Origin of the sequence: Amycolatopsis sp. 195334CR (genome assembly GCF_017309385.1) — a bacterium.
Taxonomy (GTDB): Bacteria; Actinomycetota; Actinomycetes; order Mycobacteriales; family Pseudonocardiaceae; genus Amycolatopsis.
On the sequence record NZ_JAFJMJ010000002.1, the window covers coordinates 2247872 to 2274627 of the forward strand.

Annotated in this window: 4 protein-coding genes; 2 read left to right on the forward strand and 2 right to left on the reverse strand. The window is 71.4% G+C overall.

Features of this window, described 5'->3' with window-relative positions; genetic code table 11:
* The first annotated feature begins 75 nt into the window (after window positions 1-75).
* Window positions 76-22671, forward strand: a complete 22596-nt coding sequence (locus JYK18_RS47710; protein WP_206807388.1) for a non-ribosomal peptide synthase/polyketide synthase — start codon at window positions 76-78, stop codon at window positions 22669-22671.
* A gap of 51 nt (window positions 22672-22722) precedes the next feature.
* Here the strand turns inward: JYK18_RS47710 and JYK18_RS33415 are convergent, their stop codons facing one another.
* Window positions 22723-24276 carry a tryptophan halogenase family protein gene (locus tag JYK18_RS33415; RefSeq protein WP_206807389.1) on the reverse strand — a complete coding sequence of 518 codons (1554 nt, stop codon included), beginning with the start codon at window positions 24274-24276 and terminating at the stop codon, window positions 22723-22725.
* A gap of 289 nt (window positions 24277-24565) precedes the next feature.
* On the opposite strand from JYK18_RS33415, the gene JYK18_RS33420 reads away from it, so the two are divergent.
* The gene (locus tag JYK18_RS33420; RefSeq protein WP_206807390.1) at window positions 24566-25147 is read left to right on the forward strand and encodes an ATP-binding cassette domain-containing protein; all 582 of its coding nucleotides are present in this window, start codon (window positions 24566-24568) and stop codon (window positions 25145-25147) included.
* Window positions 25148-25441: 294 nt separating this feature from the next.
* Here the strand turns inward: JYK18_RS33420 and JYK18_RS33425 are convergent, their stop codons facing one another.
* The gene (locus tag JYK18_RS33425) at window positions 25442-26404 is read right to left on the reverse strand and encodes a helix-turn-helix transcriptional regulator (protein ID WP_206807391.1); all 963 of its coding nucleotides are present in this window, start codon (window positions 26402-26404) and stop codon (window positions 25442-25444) included.
* Window positions 26405-26756 lie beyond the last annotated feature (352 nt).

Here is a 26756-nt window from a genome sequence, read left to right on the forward strand (position 1 = left end):
CGCGTTGTGACCCGTTTCCCCCGCTCATAGCCTGAAGATGGCGAATTCCGAGACGACGGGGGCGGTTCTTCGGTGATGGATGCACGGTCTTTGCTGACGGACGCGCAGTACGACGAAATCGTTCACCGGTGGAACACGACCGGCCGCCCGGCGAAGCGGAGTTCGGTGCCGGACGAGTTCTCCGCCAGGGCCGCGGCGAATCCGGACGCGCTCGCGGTCAGTTCGCCGGAGCTGACCCTGACCTACGCCGAGCTGGAGCGCACGGCCAACCGCATGGCGCACCAGCTGCGCTCGCTCGGCGTCGGCCCGGAATCCGTGGTGGCCCTGCTGATGCGCCGCTCGGCGGACCTGATCGTCGCCGCGCTGGCGGTGCTGAAGGCCGGTGGCGCCTACCTGCCGCTGGACACCCGGCAGCCCGACGACCGGCTCGTCTTCCAGCTCACCGAGGCCGAAGTGCGGGTGGTCGTCCGTGACGCGGAATCGGTGCGGGAGGCGGTGTTCGCGGGCCGGGACGTGGTGACGACCGGCGTCGGGGACTGGTTCACCGGACACGACCAATCCGCTCCGGCGGGCGTGGTCGAGCCGGACCGGATCGCCTGCGTCCTCTACACCTCGGGTTCCACCGGCACGCCCAAGGGCGTCGCGTCCACGCACGCGAACATCGCCGACCTGGCCGCCGACGACTGCTGGCGCACCGGCAGCCAGGAGCGCGTGCTGTTCCACTCGTCGCACGCCTGGGACGCCTCCACCCTGGAGTGGTGGGTGCCGCTGCTCAACGGCAGCCAGGTCGTGGTGGCCCCGCCGGGACAGCTGGAGATCGGCGAGCTGTGCCGGTTGATCACCACCCACCGGATCACCGGGATCTGGCTGACCTCCGGGCTGTTCAGCCTGATCGCCGAGGAAGCGCCGGAGAGCCTCGCGTCGGTCCGGGAGGTGCGCACCGGCGGCGACGTGGTGTCCCCGCAGGCCGTCGCGCGGATCACGGCCGCGTGCCCCGGCCTGGTGGTGACCAACGGCTACGGCCCGACAGAGTCCACGGTTTTCGCCTCGCACAACGTGTTGCCCCCCGGCGCGCGGCCGGGCGCGGTGGTGCCGATCGGCCGTCCGCTGCAGAACCGGCGGCTGTACGTACTCGACGAGTTCCTGCGCCCGGTGCCGCCCGGTACCGCGGGCGAGCTGTACATCGCCGGCGCCGGGCTGGCGCGTGGTTATCTCGCCGATCCAGCCCGGACCGCCGGGCGCTTCGTGGCCGATCCGTTCGGCGCGGACGGTGGCCGCCTCTACCGCACGGGCGATCTGGTGCGCCGGCTCCCGGACGGCTTGCTGGCCTTCGTCGGCCGGGCCGACGACCAGGTGAAGCTCCGCGGCTTCCGGATCGAACTGGGCGAGATCGAACGTGTGCTGAACGCGCACCCGTCGGTGACGCAGTCGGTGGTGGTGGTCCGCGAGGACCAGCCCGGCGTCAAGCGGCTGGTCGGTTACACGGTCGCGGACTCCACAGTAGACGGATCAGCCCTGCGGAAGCTGGTCGCCGATCAGCTGCCCGACTACATGGTGCCCTCGGCCGTGGTGGTGCTCGACGCGCTGCCGCTGACCGTCAACGGCAAGGTGGACCGGAAGGCGCTGCCCGCCCCGGTGCGCGACGGCGGGTCGGAGTACACCGCGCCCCGCGGTGAGATCGAGGCGGTGATCGCCGGGCTGTGGGCCGACGTGCTCGGGGTCGACCGGGTGGGCGTGCACGACAACTTCTTCGACCTGGGCGGGGATTCGATCCTGAGCATCCAGGTGGTCGCGCGGATGCGCGGTGCCGGGCTGGACGCGTCGGCCCGTGCCCTGTTCGACCACCCCACGGTCGCCGGTCTCGCCGAAACGGTGGTGCGGGCGACCGCGGCCGCGCCACTGACAGCGGCGTCCCGTGTGGACGGTCGCGCGCCCCTTTCCTACGGCCAGGAACGGTTGTGGTTCGTCCGGGAGTTCACCCCGGAGAGCCTGGAGTACAACTCGGGCGCGGCGGTCCGGCTGCTCGGTCCGCTCGACGAAGCCGCGTTGCAGGTCGCCTGGCGTGCGCTGGTCCGGCGGCACGAATCGCTGCGGACCACCTTCGAAACGGTCGACGGTGACGCGGTCCAGGTGGTGCGGGACGAGCCGGGGGACACCACGTTCGCCCACGCTTCGGCGACCGGGCAGCACGAGCTGGACCAGCTGCTGCGGGCCCACCTCGAAGCGCGGTTCGACCTGCGGTCCGGGCCGGTGGTGCGCCCGTTGCTGGTGCGCCTTGGCCACACCGAGTCGGTGTTGTTGCTGGCGATGCACCACATCGTCACCGATGGTTGGTCGATGGGCGTGCTGACCAGGGAATTGGGCGCGCTCTACCGGTTCGCCACCGAACACGGCGTCACCGCGGACGAGACGCTGGCCGCGGCGGCGGGCCTTCCGGAACTTCCGGTGGGTTACGCGGATTTCGCGGTGTGGCAGCGGAATCGTGACTGGGACGAGCAGATCGGCTTCTGGCGCGGGGAACTGGACGGGGTCCCGGCGCTGGAACCACCGACCGACCACCCCCGGCCCGCCGTGCGGACCTCGACGGCGGCGATGGCGGAGTTCACCGTGCCCGAGGACCTGCTGGAACGGGTGCGCGAGTTGTGCCGCCGCGAGAACGTGACCGTGTTCATGGCACTGGTCGCGGCCGTCAAACTGGTGCTGTCGCGGTATTCGGGCCAGGACGACTTCGCCGTCGGCACGGTGACCTCCGGCCGTGATCGGGAGGAGCTGGAAGGCGTCGTCGGGCTCTTCGTGAACACGCTGGCACTGCGGGCCACAGTGGACGAATCGGCGGACGCGGGGACGTTCCTCGGCGGGGTCCGCGAAACGGTGCTGCGGGCTTTCGCCCACGCTGACGTGCCGTTCGACCGGGTGGTGGACGCGGTGGTCACCGACCGCGACACCAGCCGCACCCCGCTGGTGCAGGCGCTGGTCACCGTCCAGTCGCTGGCCTGGGACGAGGTGCGCGCGGGCGCGCTCACCCTCCGGAACGAGGACCTGCCCCGGCTCGGCGCGCAGATGGACCTGTCCTGGGAGTTCTGGGAGAACGGCGCTCGCGGCACGCTGACCTACAACAGCGATCTGTTCACCGCGGCCACCGCCGACCGGCTGACCGCGTGGGTCCTGGCGGTGCTCGACGGGCTGACCGCGGGCGGTCCGGTGGCCGAGGCCGGGGTGCTGCCGCCCGGGGAGTTCGACCGGGTGGTGCACGATTTCGGCGGGTCGGTCGCTTCGTGGTCCGAGGACACCCTGCCCGGCCTGTTCGCCGCCGCCGTCGCCCATGATCCGGACGCGGTGGCCGTGGCCTCCGACGACGGGGAGTTGTCCTACCGCGAGCTGGATGCCCGGTCGGACGACGTGGCCGGTTACCTGGCCGCGAGGGGTGTCGGTGTCGGTGACCGCGTGCTGGTCGCGCTGGAGCGCTCGGCCGACGTGGTGGTGTGGCTGCTGGCGCTCGCCAAGGCGGGCGCGGTCTCGGTGCCGGTGCACGAGTCGGCGCCGCCGGAACGGCTGAAGTGGCTGCTCGACACCTCGGGAGCGGTGCTGGTGGTCGCGGACCAGACCTTCGCGAGCCGCCTGCCCGCCGACGAGCGGGTCATCCGGCCCGAGGACGTCACCGCGGTCGAGTTCACCGGCGCACGGATCCACCCGGACCACGCGCTGTACGTGATGTGGACCTCCGGTTCGACGGGCCTGCCCAAGGGCGTGGTGACCACCCACCGCGACGTGGTGAACCTGGTGTCGGATCCCGCCTGGCGCTCGGGGGCGCACGAGCGCGTCCTGGTGCACTCGCCGTTCGCCTTCGACGCGTCGACCTACGAGCTTTGGGCGCCGCTGCTGACCGGCCGGGCGGTGGTGGTGGCCCCGCCGGGCGACGTGGACGCGGCGGCCGTGCGGCGGATGGTCGCCGACCACGGGATCACCGCGCTCTGGCTGACCGCCGGGCTCTTCCGGCTGGTGGCCGAGGACGATCCGGCCGCGTTGGCCGGCGTGCGAGAGGTGTGGACCGGCGGTGACGTGGTGCCGGTGGCGGCAGTGAGCCGGGTGGTCGGCGCCTGCCCCGGGCTCACCGTGGTCAACGGCTACGGGCCCACCGAGACCACCACCTTCGTCACCACGTCCCGGCTGACCGCGGACAAGCTCGCTTCCGGGTCCGCGCCGATCGGCAGGCCGATGCGGGACACCAGGGCGTACGTACTGGACCGGCGGTTGCGCCCGGTGCCGGTGGGGGTCCCGGGTGAACTGTACGTGGCGGGCGAGGGGCTGGCGCGCGGGTACTTCGGCCAGCCGGGGCTGACCGCGGAACGGTTCGTGGCCGATCCGCTGGGCACCGGAGGCCGCGCGTACCGCACCGGTGACCTGGTGCGCTGGCTGCCGGACGGTGAGCTGGCCTACCTGGGGCGGTCCGACGACCAGGTGAAGATCCGCGGGTTCCGCATCGAACTCGGCGAACTGGAGAGCGCGCTCGCCGCACATCCGGCCGTGGCGCAGGCCGTCGCCGCGGTTCACGAACCACAGCCCGGCGTCAAGAGACTGGTCGCCTACGCGGTCCCCGAGTCCGAAGTGGACGCTGTCGAATTGCGGGCGTTCCTGGCCACCGGCCTGCCCGAGTACCTGGTGCCCTCGGCCGTGGTGCTGCTGGACGAGGTGCCGCTGACCGCGAACGGCAAGGTGGACCGGCGGGCGCTGCCCGCGCCGGAGCAGTCCGCCGAGGTTTCGGCCGCGCCCGCCACCGAGCTGGAGTCGGTGATCGCCGGGGTCTGGGCCGAGGTGCTGGGTGTCGAAGCCGTGGGGGTGCACGACAACTTCTTCGACGTCGGCGGCGATTCGATCTTGAGCCTGCGCGTGGTCTCCCGGCTGCGGGCACTCGGGATCACGGTGAGCTCGAGGGACGTGTTCGTCCGCCAGACGGTGGCGGGCCTGGCGATGGTCGCCGAACCGGCCGGAGCGCCGGAGCCGGCGGCACTGGGCCCGGTGGGCACGGTCGCGCTCACGCCGATCCAGCGGTGGTTCGTCGCAACGCATCCGGTGGCCCCCGAGCGGTTCAACATGTCGATGCTGGTCGAACCGGCCGAAGGCGTCGACCTTGAACTGCTGGTGGAGGCGTGGCGGGCGGTGGTGGACGCGCACCCGGCGCTCAGCCTCCGGTTCGACCTGACCGGTGGCACCCAGGAGGTCGTGGAGGCCGGTGCCGAGGTCGAATGGCGGACGGTCACCGACTTCGACGCGGCGGTGGCCGAGGCGCAGGCAGGGCTGTCCCCGGCCGAAGGGCGCGTCGCCCGGTGCGTCGTGCTGCGGGGCGAAACCGCGACACGCGTGCTGTTCGTGGTCCACCACCTGGTGGTCGACGCGGTGTCCTGGCGGGTGTTGCTGGAGGATCTCCGTGCCGCCTACGAATCGCTGAAGGCCGGCCAACAGCCCGAACTGAACCCGTCGACCCCGTTCGACCGCTGGGCCGAGGGCTGGCTCGCGCAGGCAGCGCGGTTCGACGAGCAGACCGGGTACTGGGCGTCCGTGGGCGCCGAGGCGCTCTGGGAACTGCCGGGCGCGGACGGTCGCGCCACCGTCGATGGTCAGCGGTCCGTCGCGGTGGAACTGTCCGAAGAGGACACCGAGGCGCTGTTGCAGCAGGTACCCGCCGTGTACCGCACGCAGGTCAACGACGTGCTGCTGGCCGCGCTCACGGTGGCGCTCGGCGACTGGCTCGGCTCCGACCGGGTGGTGGTGGACCTGGAGGGCCACGGCCGCGAGGAACAGCTCGTGCCGGGCGCCGACCTGAGCCGGTCGGTGGGCTGGTTCACCTCGATGTTCCCGGTGGAACTGACCGCACGGCACCGCGCGGACGGCACGGTGGACTGGGCGCGGCAGATCACCGCGACGAAGGAGTACCTGCGCGCGGTGCCGGACCACGGCCTCGGATACGGCGTGCTGCGGTACGTGACCGGGCGGGTGGTGGCGGACCGGCGTCCCGCGATCAGCTTCAACTACCTCGGGCAGTTCGATCTCGGCGGCGGGCCGGCCTTCCGGTCCGCGACGCTGAACCCCGGCGGCGAGCACCACCCGGACGAGGCGCCGGCGCACCTGGTCGACGTGGTGTGCCGGGTGGCGGACGGTCGCCTCGAGCTCCGCTGGTACTACGCCGGTGACGTGGTGGACGGTGCCGCGATCGGCGATGCCGCCGAAGCCTTCGCGGACGCGTTGCGGGCGTTGGTGGTGCACTGCGCGCAGCCGGGTGCCGGTGGCTGCTCGCCGTCGGACTTCCCGCTGGTGAACTGGGATCAGTCCACTGTGGATCGGGTGCTGGAGGACGGGCGCGGGGTGGTGGACGTGTACCCGCTGACCCCGATGCAGCAGGGCATGGTCTTCCACAGCGTGCACGAGCCGGACAGCCCCGCCTACCTGGAGCAGATCTCCTTCACCCTCAGCGGGGTCGGTGACCCGCGCCGGGTGGGCGCGGCGTTCCAGCGCGTGCTGGACCAGTCCGACGCGCTGCGGGTCCGGGTGGTCTGGGACGGCGTGGACGTGCCCGCCGGTGTGGTGCACCGCGATATGACGCTCCCGGTCGATTACCTGGACTGGATCGGGCTGCCCGCGGAAGCCGTCGAAGACCGGTTCGCGCGATTGCTGGACCAGGACCGGTCCATCGGCCTCGACCTGGCGAAGCCGCCGCTGATGCGCCTCACCGTGGCCGAGGTCGGCGGCGGCGACCTGCGGGTGCTGTGGACCTTCCACCACCTGCTGCTCGACGGCTGGAGCACCGCGGCGATCCTCGGTGAGGTGCTGGCCGGATGCGCGGGCCCCCCCGGCACGCTGGCGAGACGCCCCTTCCGCGACTTCGTGGAATGGCTGGCCGCCCAGGATTCGCGGGCGGGCCTGGCTTACTGGCGCACGCTGCTCGACGACCTCGGTGAACCCGCGCCGCTGCCGTGGGACCGGACCCCGGCACCGGACGCGCAGCACTGGGCGACCAGCACGCACCAGGTCGCGTTGCCCGAGGGCGTGCCCGCGCGGGTGGTGGAGTTCGCGCGCGAGCACCGGCTGACGGTGAACGCGGTGGTGCAGGGCACGTGGGCGCTGCTGCTGTCCGGGCTGTCGGGCAGCCGGGACGTGGTGTTCGGGGCGACGACCAGCGGCCGCCCGGCGGACCTGGCCGGTGCGGAGTCGATGCTCGGCCTGTTCATCAACACCATCCCGGTGCGCGCTCGGCTGCGCCCGGACACCGTGGTGCTCGACTGGCTGCGGGAGCTGCAGGAAACCCAGCTGGACTCGCGACGGCACGAGTTCGTGCCGCTGGCGCGGATCCAGGCGGAGATCGCCGGCGGGCCGCTGTTCCACAGCCTGGTGGTGTTCGAGAACTACCCGGTGGATTCGGTCGCGGCCGGTGCGGTCCGGCTGAGCGGGGTCGGCGCGGTGGAGGCGGTGAACTACCCCCTGACCCTGACCGCGTACAGCGGCGATCAGCTGGTGGATACCGATCGCGGGCTCGGCCTGCTCCTCAAGTACGACCCGATGCTGTTCGACGAGGCCACCGCCGTGGTGCTCGGCGACCGGCTGGCCACGCTGCTCTCACGCGTCCTCGATGGCGCCGAACAGCCCCTTCAGGCCGTCCACGCGCTGCCCGCCGCCGAGTACGACCAGGTGGTGCACGCCTGGAACGCCACCGGCGGGGGCGCCGTGCCGGGCACGCTGCCGAGCCTGTTCGCCGACGCGGTGTCCCGGACGCCGGACGCGGTGGCGGTGGTGTCGGAGGACGAGTCGGTGACCTTCGCCGAGTTGTCGGCGCGGGTGGATCGGCTGGCCCGGCACCTGGTTTCGCGTGGGGTGGGCGCCGAGTCGCGGGTCGGGGTTTGTGTGCCGCGCGGGGTTTCGCTGGTGGTCGCGGTGCTGGCGGTGGCGCGGGCCGGGGGCGCGTACGTGCCGCTGGATCCCGACTACCCGGCGGAACGGCTGGAGTTCATGCGCGCCGACTCGGGCGCGGAGATCGTGTTGACGGCCGAGGTGCCCGACGTGACCGAGGCCGAGCTGCCCGAGGTGCTGCCGGACCAGGCGGCGTACGTGCTCTACACGTCGGGTTCGACCGGGCGGCCGAAGGGCGTCGTGGTCTCGCACCGGTCGATCGTGAATCGTCTGCAGTGGATGCGGGATGAGTATGGGCTGACTGGTGCGGATCGGGTGCTGCAGAAGACACCGTCGAGCTTCGACGTGTCGGTGTGGGAGCTGTTCGGGCCGCTCGCCGCTGGCGCCACCCTGGTGATGGCGCGTCCCGGTGGGCATCGTGAACCGGGTTATCTGGCCGAGGTCATCCGGCGGTACGGGGTGACGACTGTCCATTTTGTTCCGTTGATGCTGCGGGCCGTGCTGGCCGAACCGGCCGTCGCCGAGTGCCGGGAGCTGCGACAGGTCTTCTGCGGTGGGGAACCGTTGCCGGTGAGTCTGCGTGACGAGTTCACCGCGACCCTGCCGGGCGTTGCGCTGCACAACATGTACGGGCCCACGGAGACGGCGGTGGACGTGACCGCGGCCGAGGTGACCCGTGGGCCGATCACCATCGGCGGGCCCATCCCGAACACGCGGGCGTACGTACTCGACGGCTGGCTGCGCCCGGTGCCGGTGGGGACGTCCGGTGAGTTGTACCTGGCCGGTGTGCAGCTGGCGCGCGGGTACCTGGGGCGTCCGGACTTGACGGCCGCGCGGTTCGTGGCTAACCCCTTCGGTGATGGCCGCCTGTACCGAACCGGCGACGTCGTGCGGTGGTCGGCGGCCGGGCGGCTGGAGTTCCTCGGCCGGTCCGACGACCAGGTGAAGGTGCGCGGCTTCCGCATCGAACTGGGCGAGATCGAAGCCGCCCTGGACCGCCAGGCGGGGGTCGCGCGATCGGTGGTGATCGCCCGACAAGACCCCCACGGCACGCGGCGGCTGGTCGCCTACGTAACCGCCAACCACCCCGCGACTCCCGATGGCCACGCGACCACCGACGACCGCGCCTCTGCCGACGGCCATGCGACCGACGACGACCGCGTGGCGGCCGACGGCCACGTAACCGGTGACGGCGGCGTGACCAGCGAGGGCGACGTGACTGGCGACGGCCGCGTGATTGCCGAAGGCCGCGTGACCGGTGAGGGCGACGTGACTGGCGACGGCCGCGTGGCTGCCGAAGGCCGCGTGACTGGCGAGGGCGGCGTGACTGCCGAAGGCCGTTTGACCGGCGACGGCGTGGCCGCCGACCGCCAGGCGACCGCCGACGGTCACCTGGATCCGGCGGCGTTGCGGGCAGCGCTGGCCTCCGTTCTACCTGACTACATGGTGCCCGCCGCGGTGGTCGAGCTGCCCGAGTTCCCGGTCGGTCCGAGTGGCAAGGTGGACCGGAAGCGGCTCCCCGCGCCGGAGTTCGCCGGCGAAGGGTTCACCCCACCCCGCACCGAGCGGGAGGCGGCCATCGCCGAGGTCTGGGCCGACGTCCTCGGCCTCGACCGGGTCGGTGTGTTCGACAACTTCTTCGATGTCGGCGGCGATTCCATCCTGAGCCTCCGGGTGGTCTCCCGGATGCGCGCGGTCGGGTTGACCGTGACCTCGCGGGACGTCTTCACCCGGCAGACGGTCGCCGCGCTGGCCGTGGCGGTGGGCGAGTCCACTGTGGAGACGGTCGACCGGGGACCGGCCGGGGTGGTCGGGTTGTCGCCCGTGCAGCGCCGGTTCTTCCGCAACCACCGGATCGCCCGCGATCACTTCGGCATGTCGGTGCTGATCGAACTCGACGAGGGCGTGGATCCGGCCCGGGTGGTCGAGGCCTGGCAGGCCGTCGCGGCGGCACACCCCGCGCTGAACCTGCGATTCGCGCCCGACGGCACCCAGCGCGTCGTCGAGTCCGCGCCCGAGGTGTGGTGGCACGACACGGAAGACCCGTGGGCCGGGCTCTCGGCGAGCGACGGCCCCCTCACCCGCTGCGTCGTCTCTCCCGGACGGATCCTGTTCGTGGTGCACCATCTGGTGGTGGACGCGGTGTCCTGGCAGGTATTGCTGGAGGACCTGGCCGACGCCTACGCGAAGCGCGAGATCACGCCTCCGGGAACCGGCTTCGACCGCTGGGTGGCCGGGTTGCTCACCGCCGCCGAGAACGGGCGGTTCGACGCGCAGGCCGACTACTGGACTTCGCTGGGCACCGAGGCGGTTTGGGAGCTTCCTGAGCGCGTGCTCCGGGTACCTGCCGCCGACGCGCTTGCGTCCAACACCGTCAGCCGGTTGCGCACGGTCTCCGTCGAACTATCCACTGAGGACACCCGAGCGCTGGTGCAAGAGGTGCCGTCGGTGTACCGGACGCAGGTCAACGACGTGCTGCTGGCCGCGCTCGGCGTAGCGCTCGGCGACTGGCTGGGTGCCGAGCGAGTGGTGGTGGACCTGGAGGGGCACGGACGCGAAGAGGAGGTCGTACCCGGTGCCGACCTTTCGCGAACGGTCGGCTGGTTCACCACGGTGTACCCGGTCGAATTGGGCGTGAGCGGTGACTGGCGGCGGGTGATCACCGAGACGAAGGAACGCCTGCGGGCGGTGCCGGACCACGGTATCGGGTACGGCGTCCTGCGTTACGTCCGGGAAATCCCGGAGCTGGACCGCGATCCGTGGATCGGCTTCAACTACCTCGGCCAGCGTGACTCCAACACGGGCCTCGGCCGGGTACTCCCCGTCGAAGGCGACAACCACCCGGACGAGCTGAACACGCACCTCGCCGACGTGGTGGCGGAAGTGCGCGAAGGCCGTCTCCGGGTGGACTGGGTGTTCGGCGGTGACGCACTGGACGCCGACGCCATGGCGGATGTGGCCGGTGCGTTCGCGGACGCGTTGCGGGCGCTGGTGGCGCACTGCGCGCAGCCGGGCGCCGGTGGCTGCTCGCCGTCGGACTTCCCGCTGGTGGACTGGGATCAGTCCACTGTGGATCGCATACTGGGCGACGGGTGCGGGGTGGTGGACGTGTACCCGCTGACCCCGATGCAGCAGGGCATGCTCGTCCACACCTTGCAGGAGCCCGGCGGTACGGCCTACCTCTCGCAGCTGACCTTCACGATCAGCGGAATCGACGACGCTCGCGAGGTGGCGGAACGCTTCCAGCGGGTGCTGTCGGCCTCGGACGCGTTGCGCACCAGGGTGGTCTGGAAGGACGTGGACGTCCCGGTCGGTGTGGTGCACCGCGACGCCGTTCTTCCGGTGACCTATGTGGACAGTGTGGACCAGCTCGCCGGGCTGCCCGCGGTGGAACTCGACGCCGTTCCGCTGATGCGGCTGGCCGTGGCTCCGCTGGGCCCGGGGGAGTACCGGGTGCGGTGGACCTTCCACCACCTGCTGCTCGACGGCTGGAGCACGGCGGCGGTGCTGGCGGAGGTGCTCGGAGGTGCGGCCGAACCGCGCCGCCCCTACCGGGACTACGTGGACTGGCTGAACAACCAGGACCTGCCCGCCGGGCTGGCGTACTGGCGTGCATTGCTCGACGGATTCGACGGTCCGCAGGCGCTGCCGTGGGATCGGCCGCCGGCGCCGGGTCACCGGCCGTGGGCTTCGCGACGCGAACCGGTGGCGCTCCCCGATGGGCTTCCCGGCCGGGTGGCGGAGTTCGCGCGCACGCACCGGCTGACGGTGAACGCGGTGGTGCAAGGTGCGTGGGCGCTACTGCTGTCGGGGTTGTCCGGGGGCACGGACGTGGTGTTCGGGGCGACGACGAGTGGGCGTCCGGCTGAACTGGCCGGGTCGGAGTCGATGATCGGGCTGTTCATCAACACGCTGCCGGTGCGTGCCCGCCTGACGCCCGGGCGTCCCGTGGCCGACTGGCTGCGCGACCTGCAGGACGGGCAACTGGAGTCGCGGCGGCACGAGTTTGTGCCATTGGCGCGGATCCAGTCGGGCGGGCCGCTGTTCCACAGCCTGGTGGTGTTCGAGAACTACCCGGTCGAGCCCGCGGGTGCCGTCCGGCTGGGTGAGGTGGATGCGGTGGAGGCGGTGAGCTACCCGCTGACCTTGACCGCGTACACCGGTGACCAGCTGATCGAGACGGATCGGGCGCTGGGTCTCCTGCTGAGCTTCGATCCCGAGTTGTTCGACGCCGTGACCGCGACAGCCTTGGGGGAGCGGCTGGCGCTGGTGCTGGCTCGGCTGGTGGAGAACGGTTCGCGCCCGTTGTCGGTGGTGAATGCTTTGCCTCCGGCCGAGTTCACCCAGGTGGTCAGTGGTTGGAACGCCACTGCGGGTCGGTCGGTGCCGGGCACTCTGCCGGAGCTGTGTTCGCGCGCGTCGGATGCGGTGGCGGTGATCGCGGAGGACGAGTCGGTGTCGTATGCGGAGTTGTCGGCGCGGGTGGATCGTCTGGCGCGGTATCTGGTTTCGGTGGGTGTGGAGCCGGAGTCGCGGGTCGGGGTGTGCGTGCCGCGGGGTGTGTCGCTGGTGGTGGCGTTGCTGGCGGTGATGCGGGCGGGTGGCGCTTATGTGCCGATTGATCCGGATTATCCGGTGGATCGCCTTGAGTTCATGCTCGCGGATTCGGGTGCGGTGGCGGTGGTGGCCGATGAGTTGCCGTTCTCGGCTGATGTCCCGGTGATCGGTGTGGATGCTCCGGATGCGGAGGCCACTCTCCCGGCGGTGGTGCCGGATCAGGCTGCTTATGTGATCTATACGTCGGGGTCGACGGGGCGGCCGAAGGGTGTGGTGGTCTCTCATCGTTCGATCGTGAATCGGTTGCAGTGGATGCAGGATGAGTATGGCTTGACCGGCGGGGATCGGGTGTTGCAGAAGACTCCGTCTAGCTTCGATGTGTCGGTGTGGGAGTTCTTCTGGCCGTTGATGGTGGGGGCTGGGTTGGTGATGGCCCGACCGGGTGGTCACCGGGATCCGGATTATCTCGCGGAAGCGATCCAGAAGGACGGGGTTACCACTGTCCACTTTGTGCCGTCGATGCTCCAGGCCTTCGTGCCGGAGGCATCGGGGTGTGTGGGGTTGCGGCGAGTGATCTGCAGTGGTGAGACCTTGTCCGCGAGTCTTCGGGATGAGTTCGTGCGGGTGTTGCCGGGTGTGGGGCTGCATAATTTGTATGGGCCGACGGAGGCTGCGGTTGATGTGACGGCGGCGGAGGTCACGCGCGGGCCGGTGACGATCGGTGGGCCGATTCTGAATACCCGGGTGTATGTGCTGGATGGGTGGTTGCGGCCGGTGCCGGTTGGGGCGCCGGGGGAGTTGTATCTGGCGGGTGTGCAGTTGGCGCGTGGGTATCTCGGTCGGCCGGGGTTGACTTCGGAGCGGTTTGTGGCGGATCCCTTTGGTGAGGGGCGGTTGTACCGCACGGGGGATGTGGTGCGGTGGACCGACGCTGGGCAGCTCGACTATCTCGGTCGTTCCGATGATCAGGTGAAGATTCGGGGGTTCCGGATCGAGCTGGGGGAGATCGAGGCGGTGCTGGATCAGCACCCCGATGTCACCCGGTCGGTGGTGGTGGCGCGGGAGGATCAGCCGGGTGTGAAGAGGCTGGTGGCGTATGTGGTGGGCTCCGCGAGCCAGGCGTACCTCTCCGAGAGGCTGCCGGAGCACATGGTTCCGGCGGCGATCGTGGAGCTGGACGAGATTCCGCTCGGACCGAGCGGCAAGGTGGATCGGAAGCAACTGCCCGCACCCGACTTCGGCGGCGAGCACGTGGCACCCGCCACCGAGCTCGAGAAGGTGATCGCCGGGGTCTGGGCCGAGGTGCTGGACACCGCCGACATCGGGAGCACCCAGAACTTCTTCGACGTCGGCGGCGACTCGATCCTCAGCCTCCGCGTGGTGTCGCGGTTGCGCGGGCTCGGGCTGGCCGTGTCCGCCCGCGACCTCTTCGACCACCCGACCGTGGCCGCCCTGGCCGCGGTGGTGCACGCGGAGGACGGCGCGCCGATCCTCCCGGTGCCGCGACCGGAGGACGGTTCACCGCTTTCCTTCGCACAGCAGCGGTTGTGGTTCGTCCAGGAGTTCGAGCCGGACAGCGTCACCTACAACTCGGGCATCGCGCTGCGCCTGTCCGGCGAACTCGACGTGGCCGCGCTCGAAAACGCCTGGCAAACCGTGGCAAGACGGCACGAATCCTTGCGCACCACCTTCGACGCCAAGGACGGCCAAGGCGTCCAGCTCGTCGGTGAATCCGCGCCCAGCCTGGTCGTCACCGATCTGTCCGAGCTGCCCGAGGATGAGCGCGAAGCAGCCATCGCTCGTGCGGTGCGGGCCGAACTCGGCGGGGGTTTCGACCTGCGCTCCGGGCCCGTCGTACGACCCCGCCTGATCCGCGCGTCCACTGTGGACGCCGTACTGGTGCTCGCGATGCACCACATCATCACCGACGGCTGGTCCGCCGGCGTGCTCATCCGCGAGCTGACCACCCTGTACCGGGGCGACGCGGAACCTCCGCTGCCTCCCGTGCAGTACGCGGACTTCGCCGCCTGGCAGCGCGAGCGCGACTGGACCGGCCACCTCGACTTCTGGCGGCGGGAACTCGCGGACCTCCCCGCACTGGAACTGCCGACCGACCGCCCGCGTCCGGCTGTCCGCACGTCGGCGGGCGCCACCGCGGGCTTCGAAGTGCCGCCGGAGCTGGCCGAAGCGCTCGCCGGGGTCTGCCGCGAACTGAACGTCACCCCGTTCATGGCCCTGCTCGCGGCCGTCCAACTGGTGCTCTCGCGCTATTCCGGTCAGGACGACTTCGCGGTCGGCACGGTGACTTCCGGCCGGGACCGCGAGGAGATCGAGAACGTGGTCGGCCTCTTCGTGAACACGCTGGCGTTGCGGGCCCGCGTCGACCGCACCGGCACGCTGGCCGATCTCCTGACCGGCGTTCGCGAGACCGTGCTGCGGGCGTTCGCCCACGGTGACGTGCCGTTCGACCGGGTGGTGGACGCGGTCGCCGGGGCCAGGGAGGCGAGCCGCACGCCGGTGGTCCAGGCGATGGTGATCCACCAGAACGCCCCTCGCCCGGCCGCGGCGGTGCCCGGCCTCGAAGTGCGGGACTACCCGGTGGAACTGCCCGAGGCGAAAACGGATCTCGCGGTGGAGTTCGACGAGCGGGCCGACGGCGGCCTCCGAGGCACGGTGGTCTACAGCACCGACCTGTTCGAGCGCTCCACCGTGGACCGGATCGCCGGATCGCTGCGCCGGGTGCTGACCGCGATCGCCACCGATCCGGCCACCCCGGTCTCACGGCTCGACCTGCTCTCGGGCACCGAGTACGACCAGGTGGTGCGCGGCTGGAACGGCACCGGTGACGTGGCCGCGCTGACCCTGCCCGAGGTGTTCGCCAGGGGCGCGGCCCGGGCCGGGGCCGGGATGGCGGTGGTCGACGGCACCAACGCGCTGACCTACCGCGAACTGGACGCACGGTCCACCGCGCTGGCCGGGCGGCTGGCCGACCTGGGCACGGGCCCGGACGTGGTGGTGGGCGTCTGCACCCCGCGCGGGGTGTCGTGGCTGGTCGCCGTGCTGGCGATCGCGAAGGCCGGTGGCGCCTTCGTCCGGTTGGACCCCGAGTACCCGGCGGACCGGATCGACTACATGCTCGCCGATTCGGGTGCCTCGCTGGTGCTGACCGGCGACGGCGCGAAGCTCCCGGCCACCACCGGCGTTCCGGTGCTCGACCTGGACACCTTCGACGCCTCCGGCTCGGTCGCCGACCTCCCCGCCGTGCGACCGGATCACGCGGCCTACGTGGTCTACACCTCCGGTTCGACGGGACGGCCGAAGGGTGTGGCGGTTTCGCATCGCGGGGTCGCGGGTTTGGCGGCGGCGCATGAGAAGGCGCTCGATCTGGGCGTGGGTTCGCGGGTGTTGCAGGTGGTGTCGCCGAACTTCGACGCGGCGGTCGCGGACGTGGTGATGACCTGGTACGCGGGCGCGACCCTCGTGCTTTCCGGCCGGGATCAGCTGTTCGGCCCCGAACTGGGCGAGCGGCTGGCCAGCGACGGCATTTCCCACGTGATGGTGCCGCCGGGGGTGCTGGCGACCGTGCCCGCCGGGGAGTTCCCGGAGTTGAGGCGGGTGATGACCGGTGGCGAGGCGATGAGCGCGGAGGTGGTGGCCCGCTGGGGCCGGTATGGGCTGATCAACGCCTACGGGCCCAGCGAGATCTCGGTGACGGCCACGCTCAGCGGACCACTGACCGACCCGAACGCCGGGATCTGGCCCATCGGCGGCCCGATCCCCGGCATCCGCGTGTACGTGCTGGACGACGCGCTCCGCCCGGCGCCCATCGGGGCGGCCGGTGAGCTGTACGTGGCGGGTGACGGCCTCGCCCGCGGATACGTCGGACGCCCGGACCTGACCGCCGAACGCTTCATCGCGGACCCGTTCGACCCCGTGGGCGGGCGGCTCTACCGCACCGGCGACGTGGTGCGCTGGCTCCCGGACGGGCAGCTCGTGTTCGTCGGCCGGTCCGACCACCAGGTGAAGATCCGCGGCTTCCGGATCGAACTCGGTGAGATCGAATCGGCGCTGGACACGCACCCGGACGTGGCCCGCTCGGTGGTGGTGGCCCGCGAGGACACCCCGGGTGTCAAGCGGCTGGTGGGCTACGTCGTCGCCACCGATCAGTCCGAAGTGGACACCGCCGCGGTACGCGAGCACCTGCGCGACCGGCTGCCGGAGTACATGATCCCGGCGGCGGTGGTGGCGCTGGCGCACTTCCCGCTGACCGCCAACAGCAAGATCGACCGCAAGGCGCTGCCGGAGCCCGAATACGGCTCGGGGGAGGACGAACCGCGCACCGAGGTGGAGAAGGAGATCGCCGAGGTGTGGGCCGGGGTGCTCGGCCTGGACCGCGTCGGGGTGCACGACAACTTCTTCGACCTGGGCGGCGATTCGATCCTCAGCATCCAGGTGGTGTCACGACTGCGGGCGCTGGGGCTGAGCGTGAGCTCGAAGGACGTGTTCACCCGGCAGACGGTGGCGGCACTGGCGGTGGTCGCCGAGCAGGTGACCGGCGCAGAGGTGCCCGACGGCCCGGTGGGCGCGGTCGGCCTGTCGCCCATCCAGCGCTGGTTCCTGCGGTCGCACCCGGTGCACCCGGAGCAGTTCAACATGTCCGTGCTGGCCGAACTGGCCGACGGGGTGGACGCCGGGCTGGTGGTCGAGGCGTGGCAGCGGGTGGTCGCCGCGCATCCCGGGCTGAACCTGCGGTTCACCGGGGAGACCCAGGAAGCGGTCGCGGCGCCGTCGGAAGTCTGGTGGCACACCGGCGACGTGGCGGAAGCGCAGCGCGGCCTCTCCCTGACCGACGGCCCGCTCACGCGGTGCGTGGTCCTGGGCGACCAGGTGCTCTTCGTGGTGCACCACCTGCTGGTCGACGCGGTGTCGTGGCGGGTGCTGGTGGAGGACCTCAGCACGGCCTACGCGCGACTCGCCGCCGGCGAGGAGCCGCGAATCGGCCCTGCGGGCACATCGTTCGACCGTTGGACGGCCGGGCTGCTGGCATTGGCCGAGGACGGCCGCTTCGACGACCAGGCGGAGTACTGGGCCTCGGTCGGCGCGGACGCCGCGTGGGAACTGCCGGGCACGTCCGGTGAGCACACCGTCGCCGAGCAGGAGGTGGTGGTGGCCGAACTGCCGGCCGCCGAGACCGAGGCACTGCTCCACCAGGTGCCGTCGGTGTACCGGACGCAGGTCAACGACGTGCTGCTGGCCGGTCTCGGCGTGGCGCTGTCGGACTGGCTGGGGTCGGCGGGCGTGGTGGTGGACCTGGAAGGGCACGGCCGCGAGGAGGAACTCGTGCCCGGCTCGGACCTGAGCCGGTCGGTCGGCTGGTTCACCACGATGTTCCCGGTGGAACTGCGCGGGGAGCGCACGGCCACGGGCGCCGTCGACTGGGCACGGGTGATCACCGGGACCAAGGAGCGCCTGCGCGGCATCCCGGACCACGGCCTCGGGTACGGGGTCCTGCGGTACCTGCGGGAACTCCCGGAGCTGGGCCGCGATCCGCGGATCAGCTTCAACTACCTCGGCCGCTTCGAGGCGGGCGGCGGGAACGAGCTGTTCAGCCGCTTCCTGCCGGTCGAGGGGAACCACGCGCGGGACGAGGTGCGGCCGTTCGACCTCGACGTGCTCGCCGAAATCGACGGTGGCGCGCTGAAGGTCTCGTGGGTCTTCGCCGACCCGGCGCTGGCGGAACCGGTCCGGCGGGTGGCCGAGGCCTACGTCGAGGCGCTGCGGGCGCTGATCGAGCACTGCGCGCGCCCGGACTCCGGTGGCTGCACGCCGTCGGACTTCCCGCTGGTGACCTGGGACCAGTCCACTGTGGATCGCGTGGTCGGGACCGGCACCGGGGTGGTGGAGGTCTACCCGCTCACGCCGATGCAGCAGGGCATGGTCTTCCACAGCCTGCACGACCCGGAGAGCTCGGCCTACCTGGAGCAGGTGGCGTTCACCCTGGGCGGGGTGCGCGACCCGCACCGGGTCGGCGCGGCCTTCCAGCGGGTGGTCGACGAGGCCGACGCGCTGCGGGTGCACGTGGTGGTCGACGGGGTGGACACCCCGGTCGCCGTGGTGCACCGGCGGGCCGTGCTGCCGGTGTCCTATCTGGACTGGACGGGGGAGGCCGACGTGGCCACCCGCTTCACCGAACTGGCCGATGCCGACCGGGCACGCGGCATCGACCTCGGGGTGGTGCCGCTGATGCGGCTGACCGTGGTGCGCACCGGCGCCGACGAGGTCCGGTTGCTGTGGACCTTCCACCACGCCCTGCTCGACGGCTGGAGCACCGCCGCGGTGTTGAGCCAGGTGCTGGCCGAATGCGACGGCCGCCGCACGGATGTGCCACGACGGCCCTTCCGTGACTACGTGGCGTGGCTGGCCGGCCGGGACCAGGTCGCCGGGCTCGGTTACTGGCGGAACCTGCTCGACGGGTTCACCGAACCGCTTTCGCTGCCGTGGGACCGCCAGCCCGTGCCGGGTGCGCAGCACTGGGCGAGCAGCCGGGTCGAGGTCCCGCTGCCCGACGCGGTGGCCGCCGGGGTGGTGGCGTTCGCCCGCCGCCACCGGCTGACGGTGAACGCCGTGGTGCAGGGCGCCTGGGCGTTGTCGCTGTCGGCGTGGTCCGGCGCGCGGGACGTGGTGTTCGGCGCGACCACCAGCGGCCGCCCGGTAGACCTGCCCGGGGCGGAGGCGATGATCGGGTTGTTCATCAACACCATCCCGGTCCGCACGCGGCTCGCGCCCGGAAAGCCGCTGCTCGACTGGCTCCGGGACCTCCAGGACACCCAGCTCGGCTCGCGCGGCCACGAGTACGTGCCGCTGGCGCGGGTGCAGCAGGCGGTCACCGGCGGTTCGGCGCCGTTGTTCCACAGCATGGTGGTGTTCGAGAACTACCCGGTGGGCCAGGAGCTGACGGGCGGTAGCGGGCTGGAGATCAGCGACGTGTTCGCGCCGGACGCGGCCAACTACCCGCTGGTGCTCGCGGCGGCGGTGGCCGGGGAACTGGGCCTGACCGTCGGCTACGACCCGGCGTTGTTCGACGAGACCACCGCGGCACGGCTGGCGGACCACCTCGGCTCGCTGCTGGCGCGCATGGTGGCCGGGCCGGAGCAGGAGCTGCGTGCGCTCGCCGGGGCCGACGAGGTGCCCGCGACCTGGAACGTCGCGGAACCCGTGCCGCCGCTGAGCCTGCCGGAGGTGTTCGCCCGCGGGGTGGCGCTGGCCGGTGACGCGCCGGCGGTGGTCGACGGGACCGAGTCGGTGAGCTACGCCGAACTGGACGCGCGTTCCGATCGGCTGGCCGCGTTGCTGGTGAGCCGGGGCGTCGGACCGGAGGTGGTGGTCGGGCTCTGCGTGCGCCGGAGCGTGGCGTGGCTGGTGGCCGTGCTGGGCGTGGCGAAGGCGGGTGGTGCGTTCCTCCGCCTGGACCCGGACTACCCGGCCGAGCGGATCGCGTACCTGCTCGACGATTCCGGTGCCGAACTGGTGTTGGCCGACGCGGAACTTCCGGTGGCGACGGAACTGCCCGTGGTCGACCTGGCGGTGGTGCCGCCGGCATCCACAGTGGACTTCACTCGGCCGCGGCCGGACCAACCGGCGTACGTGGTCTACACCTCCGGCTCGACCGGCAGGCCGAAGGGCGTGGTGGTTCCGCACCGGGGCTTGGCAGCGCTGGCCGAGGCACACCGGCGGGCGCTGGAGCTGACCCCGGGGTCCCGGGTGCTCCAGGTGGTGTCGCCGAACTTCGACGTTTCGATCGCGGACCTGCTGATGTGCTGGTGGTCCGGCGCCACCTCGGTGCTGTCCGGTCCCGGGCAGGCCGGGGGAACCGAACTGTCCGAGTTGCTGACCGACCGGGCGATCACGCACGCGATGATCCCGGTGGGCCTGTTGACCGTGCTGCCGGACGGCGAATTCCCCGCGTTGCGGCGGCTGCTGACCGGCGGCGAGGCGATGAACGCCGAGGCGGTCGCCCGCTGGGGTGAGCGCTACGGGCTGGTCAACGCGTACGGGCCGAGCGAGGCCACCGTCGCGGTCACGCTGAGCCGCCCGCTGACCGATCCGGCCGCCGGGAACTGGCCGATCGGCGGCCCGGTGCCGGGCACCCGGCTGTACCTGCTCGATGACTGGCTGCGGCCGGTGCCGATCGGCGTGCCCGGTGAGCTGTACCTGGCTGGTGACGGGCTCGCGCGGGGTTATGCCGGACGGCCTGGGCTGACCGCCGGACGGTTCGTCGCCGACCCGTTCGGTCCGGCGGGCGGGCGGCTGTACCGCACCGGTGACCTGGTCCGCTGGGCGCCCGAGGGCGAACTCGAGTTCATCGGCCGTGCCGACGACCAGGTGAAGATCCGCGGGTTCCGGATCGAGCCGGGTGAGGTGGAAGCCGCGCTCGACGCGCATCCGGACGTCGCGCACACGGTGGTGCTGGCGCGGGAGGACCAGCCGGGCGTCAAGCGACTGGTGGCCTACGTGGTGCCGGTGTCCTTTGTGGATCCTGTGGCACTGCGTGCCTTCGCCGCGGAGCGGCTGCCCGCCCACATGGTGCCCGCGGCGGTGGTGGTGCTCGACGAGTTCCCGCTGACGCCCAACAGCAAGGTCGACCGGAAGGCGCTGCCCGCACCGGAGTTCGCCGGTGAGGCCGAGTACGTGGCGCCGGGCGGGGGCGCGGAGGCCGTGCTCGCCGAGATCTGGTCGGATCTTCTCGGCCGGGACCGGATTGGCGTGCACGACAACTTCTTCGACCTCGGTGGCGATTCGATCCTGAGCATCCAGGTGGTCTCGCGGGCTCGCGAACGGGGACTGCGCCTGTCGTCCCAGGAGGTGTTCCGCCACCCGACGATCGCCGCGCTGGCCGGGGTCGCCACCGCCGCCGAGGAAGCGGCGGACGACCAGCCGGTCAGCGGTGCCGTGCCGCTGACCCCGATCCAGCGCTGGTTCTTCGAAACCAGGGCGCACGCCCCGGACCGGTTCGACATGCCGTTGTTCCTGGAGCTGGCGCCGGGCGTCGACGAGCACGCGCTGCGAGCGGCGGCCGGCGCCCTGCTGGCGCACCACGACGCGCTGCGGATGCGGTTCGCGTTCGAGGACGGTGAATGGACGCAGTACAACCTGGCGGAGGACACGCTGTGGTTCTCCACTGTGGACGTTTCAGAGACGGACCTCGAAGCCGCGATTCGTGAGGCTCGTACCGGGTTGAGCATCATCGACGGGCCGATGATCCGGTTCGTCTTGTTCGACGCCGGACCCGGGGAACCGGCGCGGTTGCTCGTGGTGGCGCACCACCTCGTGGTCGACGGGGTGTCCTGGCGGGTGCTGCTGGCCGACCTGGAGTCGGGCTACCGGCAGGCGTCGCGCGGGGCCGAGATCGACCTGGGCGCGCGGACCACCTCCTTCCAGGACTGGTCGCGCCGGCTGGCCGAGCACACCGCGAACGGCGGGCTCGACGAGGAAGTGGCCTACTGGAACGAGGTCCGGGCGGTGCGCGTGCCGGACCTGCCCGCCGATCCCGCCGGGCGCAACACCATCGACCTGCGGGACGGGGTGGCCGCCGAGCTGACCGAGGCGGAGACCACCGCGCTGCTGCAGGCCGTGCCCGGCCGGTACCGCACGCAGGTCAACGACGTGCTGGTCGCCGCGCTGGCCGGGGCGGTGGCGGACTGGGCCGGAGTCGACCGCGTGCTGCTCAACCTGGAAGGGCACGGCCGGGAGGAGATCCTGGAGGAGGTGGACCTGTCCCGCACCGTCGGCTGGTTCACCACCATGTACCCGGTGGCGGTCGAGGTGCCCGGCGGCCGGACGTGGGACGGCCTGATCCGCTCGGTCAAGGCCGGGCTGCGCCGGGTGCCGCAGCGGGGGATCGGGTACAGCCTGCTGCGTTACGGGACCGGTGGTTCGCGGTTGGCGCCGGGGGCCGAACCGCAGATCGGCTTCAACTACCTCGGCAAGTTCGATCCCGGCGCGTCCGACGGCGTGATCGTTGGCGCGCTGCCGGTGCCGCACCTGCCCGAGGCGCCCGAGGTCGCGCCGCACCTGCTCGACGTGGTCTGCCGGGTGGCAGGCGGCCGGTTCTCCGTGGAGATCGCATACTCCAGGGAGAAGTTCGGCGCGGCGGCGATGCGGGAGCTGGCCGACGGGTTCGTCGGTGCCCTGCGTGCGGTGATCGAGCGGCGCTGACGCGAAACGGCCCGCCGGTGCGAAACCGGCGGGCCGTTCCGGGGCGGACGATCAGCGGAACTGCGAGAAGTACTGGTACTGGCTGGGCAGGGTGTCCACCAGGCTGGTGGCCTTGTCGCGGATCAGCTGGAACTCCTTGCGTGCCGCGGTGTCGTCGAGCAGGTCCAGTGCGGGGGAGGGGTGGACGGGGATGGCGCCACCGCCGAGCAGGATGCACATGTAGGAGTACGGCGGCAGGCCGTGGTAGTTCGGGAAGACGTTCTCGGAGTCGGGCAGCTTCGCCTGCCACCGCTCCAGCCGTTCGGCGAGCTGGTCGGGCACCGCGCGGGTCTTGGTGTCCTTCCAGTACGGCGTGTCCGCCTTGGCGGCGGCCTGGTAGTGCAGCACCAGGAACTCGCGCACGCCGTCCATCACGTTGCGGATGGCGGAGTTGTAGAGGTCGCGCAGGCGCGGATCCCAGTTGTCGCCGGGGAAGAACTTGACCAGCTGCTCGATCGCGTGGTGGATGAAGAAGATCCCGGTGGACTCCAGCGGCTCGACGAACCCGCTGGACAGGCCGACGGCCACGCAGTTGCGCACCCAGGAGTTGCGGGTGCGGCCGATCCGCATGGTGATGTGGTTGGCTTCCGCATCCTCGGCGGCCGGGCCGACGAAGGCGCGTAGCGTGCGCTCGGCCTCCTCGGGGTCGCAGTAGTCCTTGGCGTAGACGTAACCGGTGCCGATGCGGCCCTGCAGCGGGATGGTCCAGATCCAGCCGGAGTCCTGCGCGGTGGCCGTGGTGCACGGGCGGATGCCGCGCTTCTCCATGTCCAGCGGCACCTGGAGGGCGACCGCGCTGTCGTTGGGCAGGTGCTCCTGGTAGGACTCGAACGGCTCGCCGAGTGCCTTGTTGATCAGGAGCCCGCGGAAGCCGGTGCAGTCGATGAACAGGTCGCCGGTGATCGGGCCGTGGTCCTTGGTGACGATGTGGTCGATCCAGCCGCGCTCGTCCAGCGACACGTCCACCACGTCGTCGACGAGGTGCCGGGCACCGCGCCGGGTGGCGTAACCGGTCAGGTACTTGGCCAGCAGCGCCGCCTCGAAGTGGTAGGCGTAGGGGAACTGGGTCTTGCCCTGGTGCTCGGACATGGTGGTGCGCACCGCGTCCACGCCGCTGCCCTCGACGTACTCCTGGTCGATCAGGCTGCCGTCGAGGAAGCGCGGGCTGCGTTCCTCGTCGCAGAGCGCGGCCATGACGAAGCAGTCGCGGTCGAACCGCGCGCCGGGCCGGAGGCGGAGCCACCAGTCGGTCAGCGCGAACCCGTCCACCGTCGGCATCTGCTCGAACGGGTGGTAGAAGTGGTGGCCGGGTTTGCGCCAGTTCTCGAACCGCACGGCCAGTTTGTAGGTCGCGTTGCAGGCGGGCATCCACTCCCGTTCCTCCAGCCCGAGGAACTGGAAGAAGTGCCGGATGTCGCTGAAGGTGGCTTCGCCGACCCCGATCGTGCCGACCTTGCCCGATTCGACCAGGGTGACGTCGATCCGGTCCTTGAAGGCGGCCCGCAAGTAGGCGGCCGTCATCCAGCCGGCGGTACCACCGCCCACGATGACAATGCTCTTCGGCATCGGTGACTCCATTTTTCCTCGGAGGTCAATTCACCGCGAGAGCCTATTTCGGGCAGCATCGGCGAGCGACGGGCTTAAGCCTCGGCTAAAGTCCCGCGCCCGTTCGGCGGACTCCAGGTTCCCATGCGCGCCAGCCGGTTGACCAGCGTCGGCGGCGAACAGTGCGGGAGGCTATCCCCGTGCGGTAGCCCAGCCTGTACCCGGAATGAGGGGGCTGGTACTGGTGCCGTTCCACTGCGTGACGGATATGTTTCCGAGGAACGAATGGGGTGCCATGTATGCGCTGGAAATGGACACCGTGAGCAAGAACTTCGGGCCGGTCACCGCGCTCGACCGGATCAGCATCGGGGTGGCACGGGGTAGTTTCACCGCGGTCGTCGGCCGCGCCGGGTCGGGCCGGAGCACCCTGCTGCGGTGCGCGGCGGGGTTGTCCGCGCCGACTTCGGGCACGGTGTGGCGCGACGGGTCGGCGGTGGAGCTGGCCGTGCCGGGCGGGCCGGGGGAGCCGGGCACCCCGGCCGGTCCGGCCGGGGCGTGGCACGAGGAGGTGGTGACCGGCCTCGGCCTGGGCGACGCGGCGTCGGACCACGACGCCAGGGCGCGCCTGGCGCGGGCCCTGCTGCGCCGCCCGGGCCTGCTGTTGGTCGACGAGCCGACGCGCGGGGTCGGCACCGGCTACCGGAGCGGCGCCATCCGCCTGCTCCGGCGGCTGGTCGACCGGTACACCAGGACGGTGCTGGTCACCACCGCCGACCCCGCGGTGGCGGCGGCGGCCGATGTCGCGCTTTTCCTGGAAGGCGGCCGGTTCGTCGACGCCATCGACACCCCGACGGTGGGCCAGGTGGCGGGCCGCCTGACCGGGCGCCGGTGACTCGCTCGGACCTGATGGCGGGCGGACCCTGGTGATCCGGCCGGACTCCGATGGCGGGCCGCCCGGCGGGGCGCCGGTGATCCGGTCGGATTCCGATGGCGGGCTGCCTGGCTGGGTGCCAGTCCGAGTCCGATGGCTGGCCACCTGGCCGGGCGCCGGTGATCCGGCCGGACCCCGATGGCGGGCCGCCTGGCTGGGTGCCGGTCCGAGTCCGATGGCAGGTCGGCTGGCTGGGCGACGGTGGTCCGGTCGGATTCCGATGGTGGGCCGCCTGGTGGGGTGCCGGAGACGGGGTCAGACTCCGACGGCCACCGGGTTGTCGGCGGGCGGGCTGCCCAGTGCCTCACAGAGGTCCGGTGCGTCGAAGCCGTTGAGCAGCGCCAGGCCGAGCGGGGTGAGTGTGTGCAGCGCGGTGTTGAGTCGCCGGTGGGTGGTGATCAGGCCCGCCTCGCGCAGCACCGCGGTGTGCTGGCTCGCCGCGGCCGCGGAGATGTTGATCCGCCGCGCGAGTTCGCTGGTGGTGCAGCTCTCGGTCAGCGTGCGGATGATCGCCGCCCGGGTGCGGCCCACCAGCGCGCCCAGCGGCCGCGCGGATTCGGCGGCGGTCGCGGTGCCCCACAGGCCACCGGCCGCCGAGCGGTCGATCGGCACCGGGAACGCCAGCGTCGGCGGCCTGCCGTCACCGGCGGTGTCGATCAGCACGCCGGGCCGGTCGGCCAGGAACAACGACGGCACCAGCACCAGGCCGCGCCCGTCCAGCACCACCTCCTGGTCACGCGGGCTGGGAATGGACAGCGTCGGGCACGACCACTGCACGGTCGGGTGCAGGATCTCCAGGAACCGCTCGATCCCACCACCGAGGATGACCCGGCCGCGGGCGGCGGTGTCCGCCTCGACCTGCGCGCGCAGCCGCGCCCAGTACGGCGCGACGGCCACCTTGTGGAACGCGTGGATCGCGCTGAGCACGTTGTGCCGCTTGGCTTTCGCCAGTTTGCCGGTCGGATCGGGGCACGCGCCCGGGTGCTCGACCATGGCCAGCAGGTCGGGCACCGGGCGCACCACTCTGGCCAGGTTCACCAGAGAGCGTCCCCGCTGTCCCAGCCGGGCGTGCGTGCGCTCGCGCCAGGCGGCGAACTCGTCGCCGCCGCCGTTGCGGGCGAGCAGTTCGACCGCGAACAGCGTCTCGGCCACCGGGTCGACCGTGCTCGCGATTCTGGTGCGCGCCAGGTCTTCCACCGTGAAACGAAGGTGATACATCCGCCGATCCCCCAAGAGTTGTGGTGCGTGGCTGACAAACGGCCGGTCCGCCGCAGCCTTCCCCAGTGCGGCCGCGAACCGCTATCGACGACTGTCGTGGTGAAACCCCGGCCAGTCAGGGTAGCGGGTGGCTCCCGGTTTCGTCGGCCATTTACGCGAGCCGGCCGATGCTATCAGTCAATGGAAGACCGAGTAGCGGGGATTCTCAGATTCCGGGAGGATTTCTCGATGATTCCGCTGTTGTTCAATTCGGTGTACAGCTGTTCTCGTCACCGGGGTATTTAAGATGTCCGGAACGAGTTTGGTCCGAAGCTATCACCACGTTCGCCCGGGTGCGAGACGGCAGGCTATC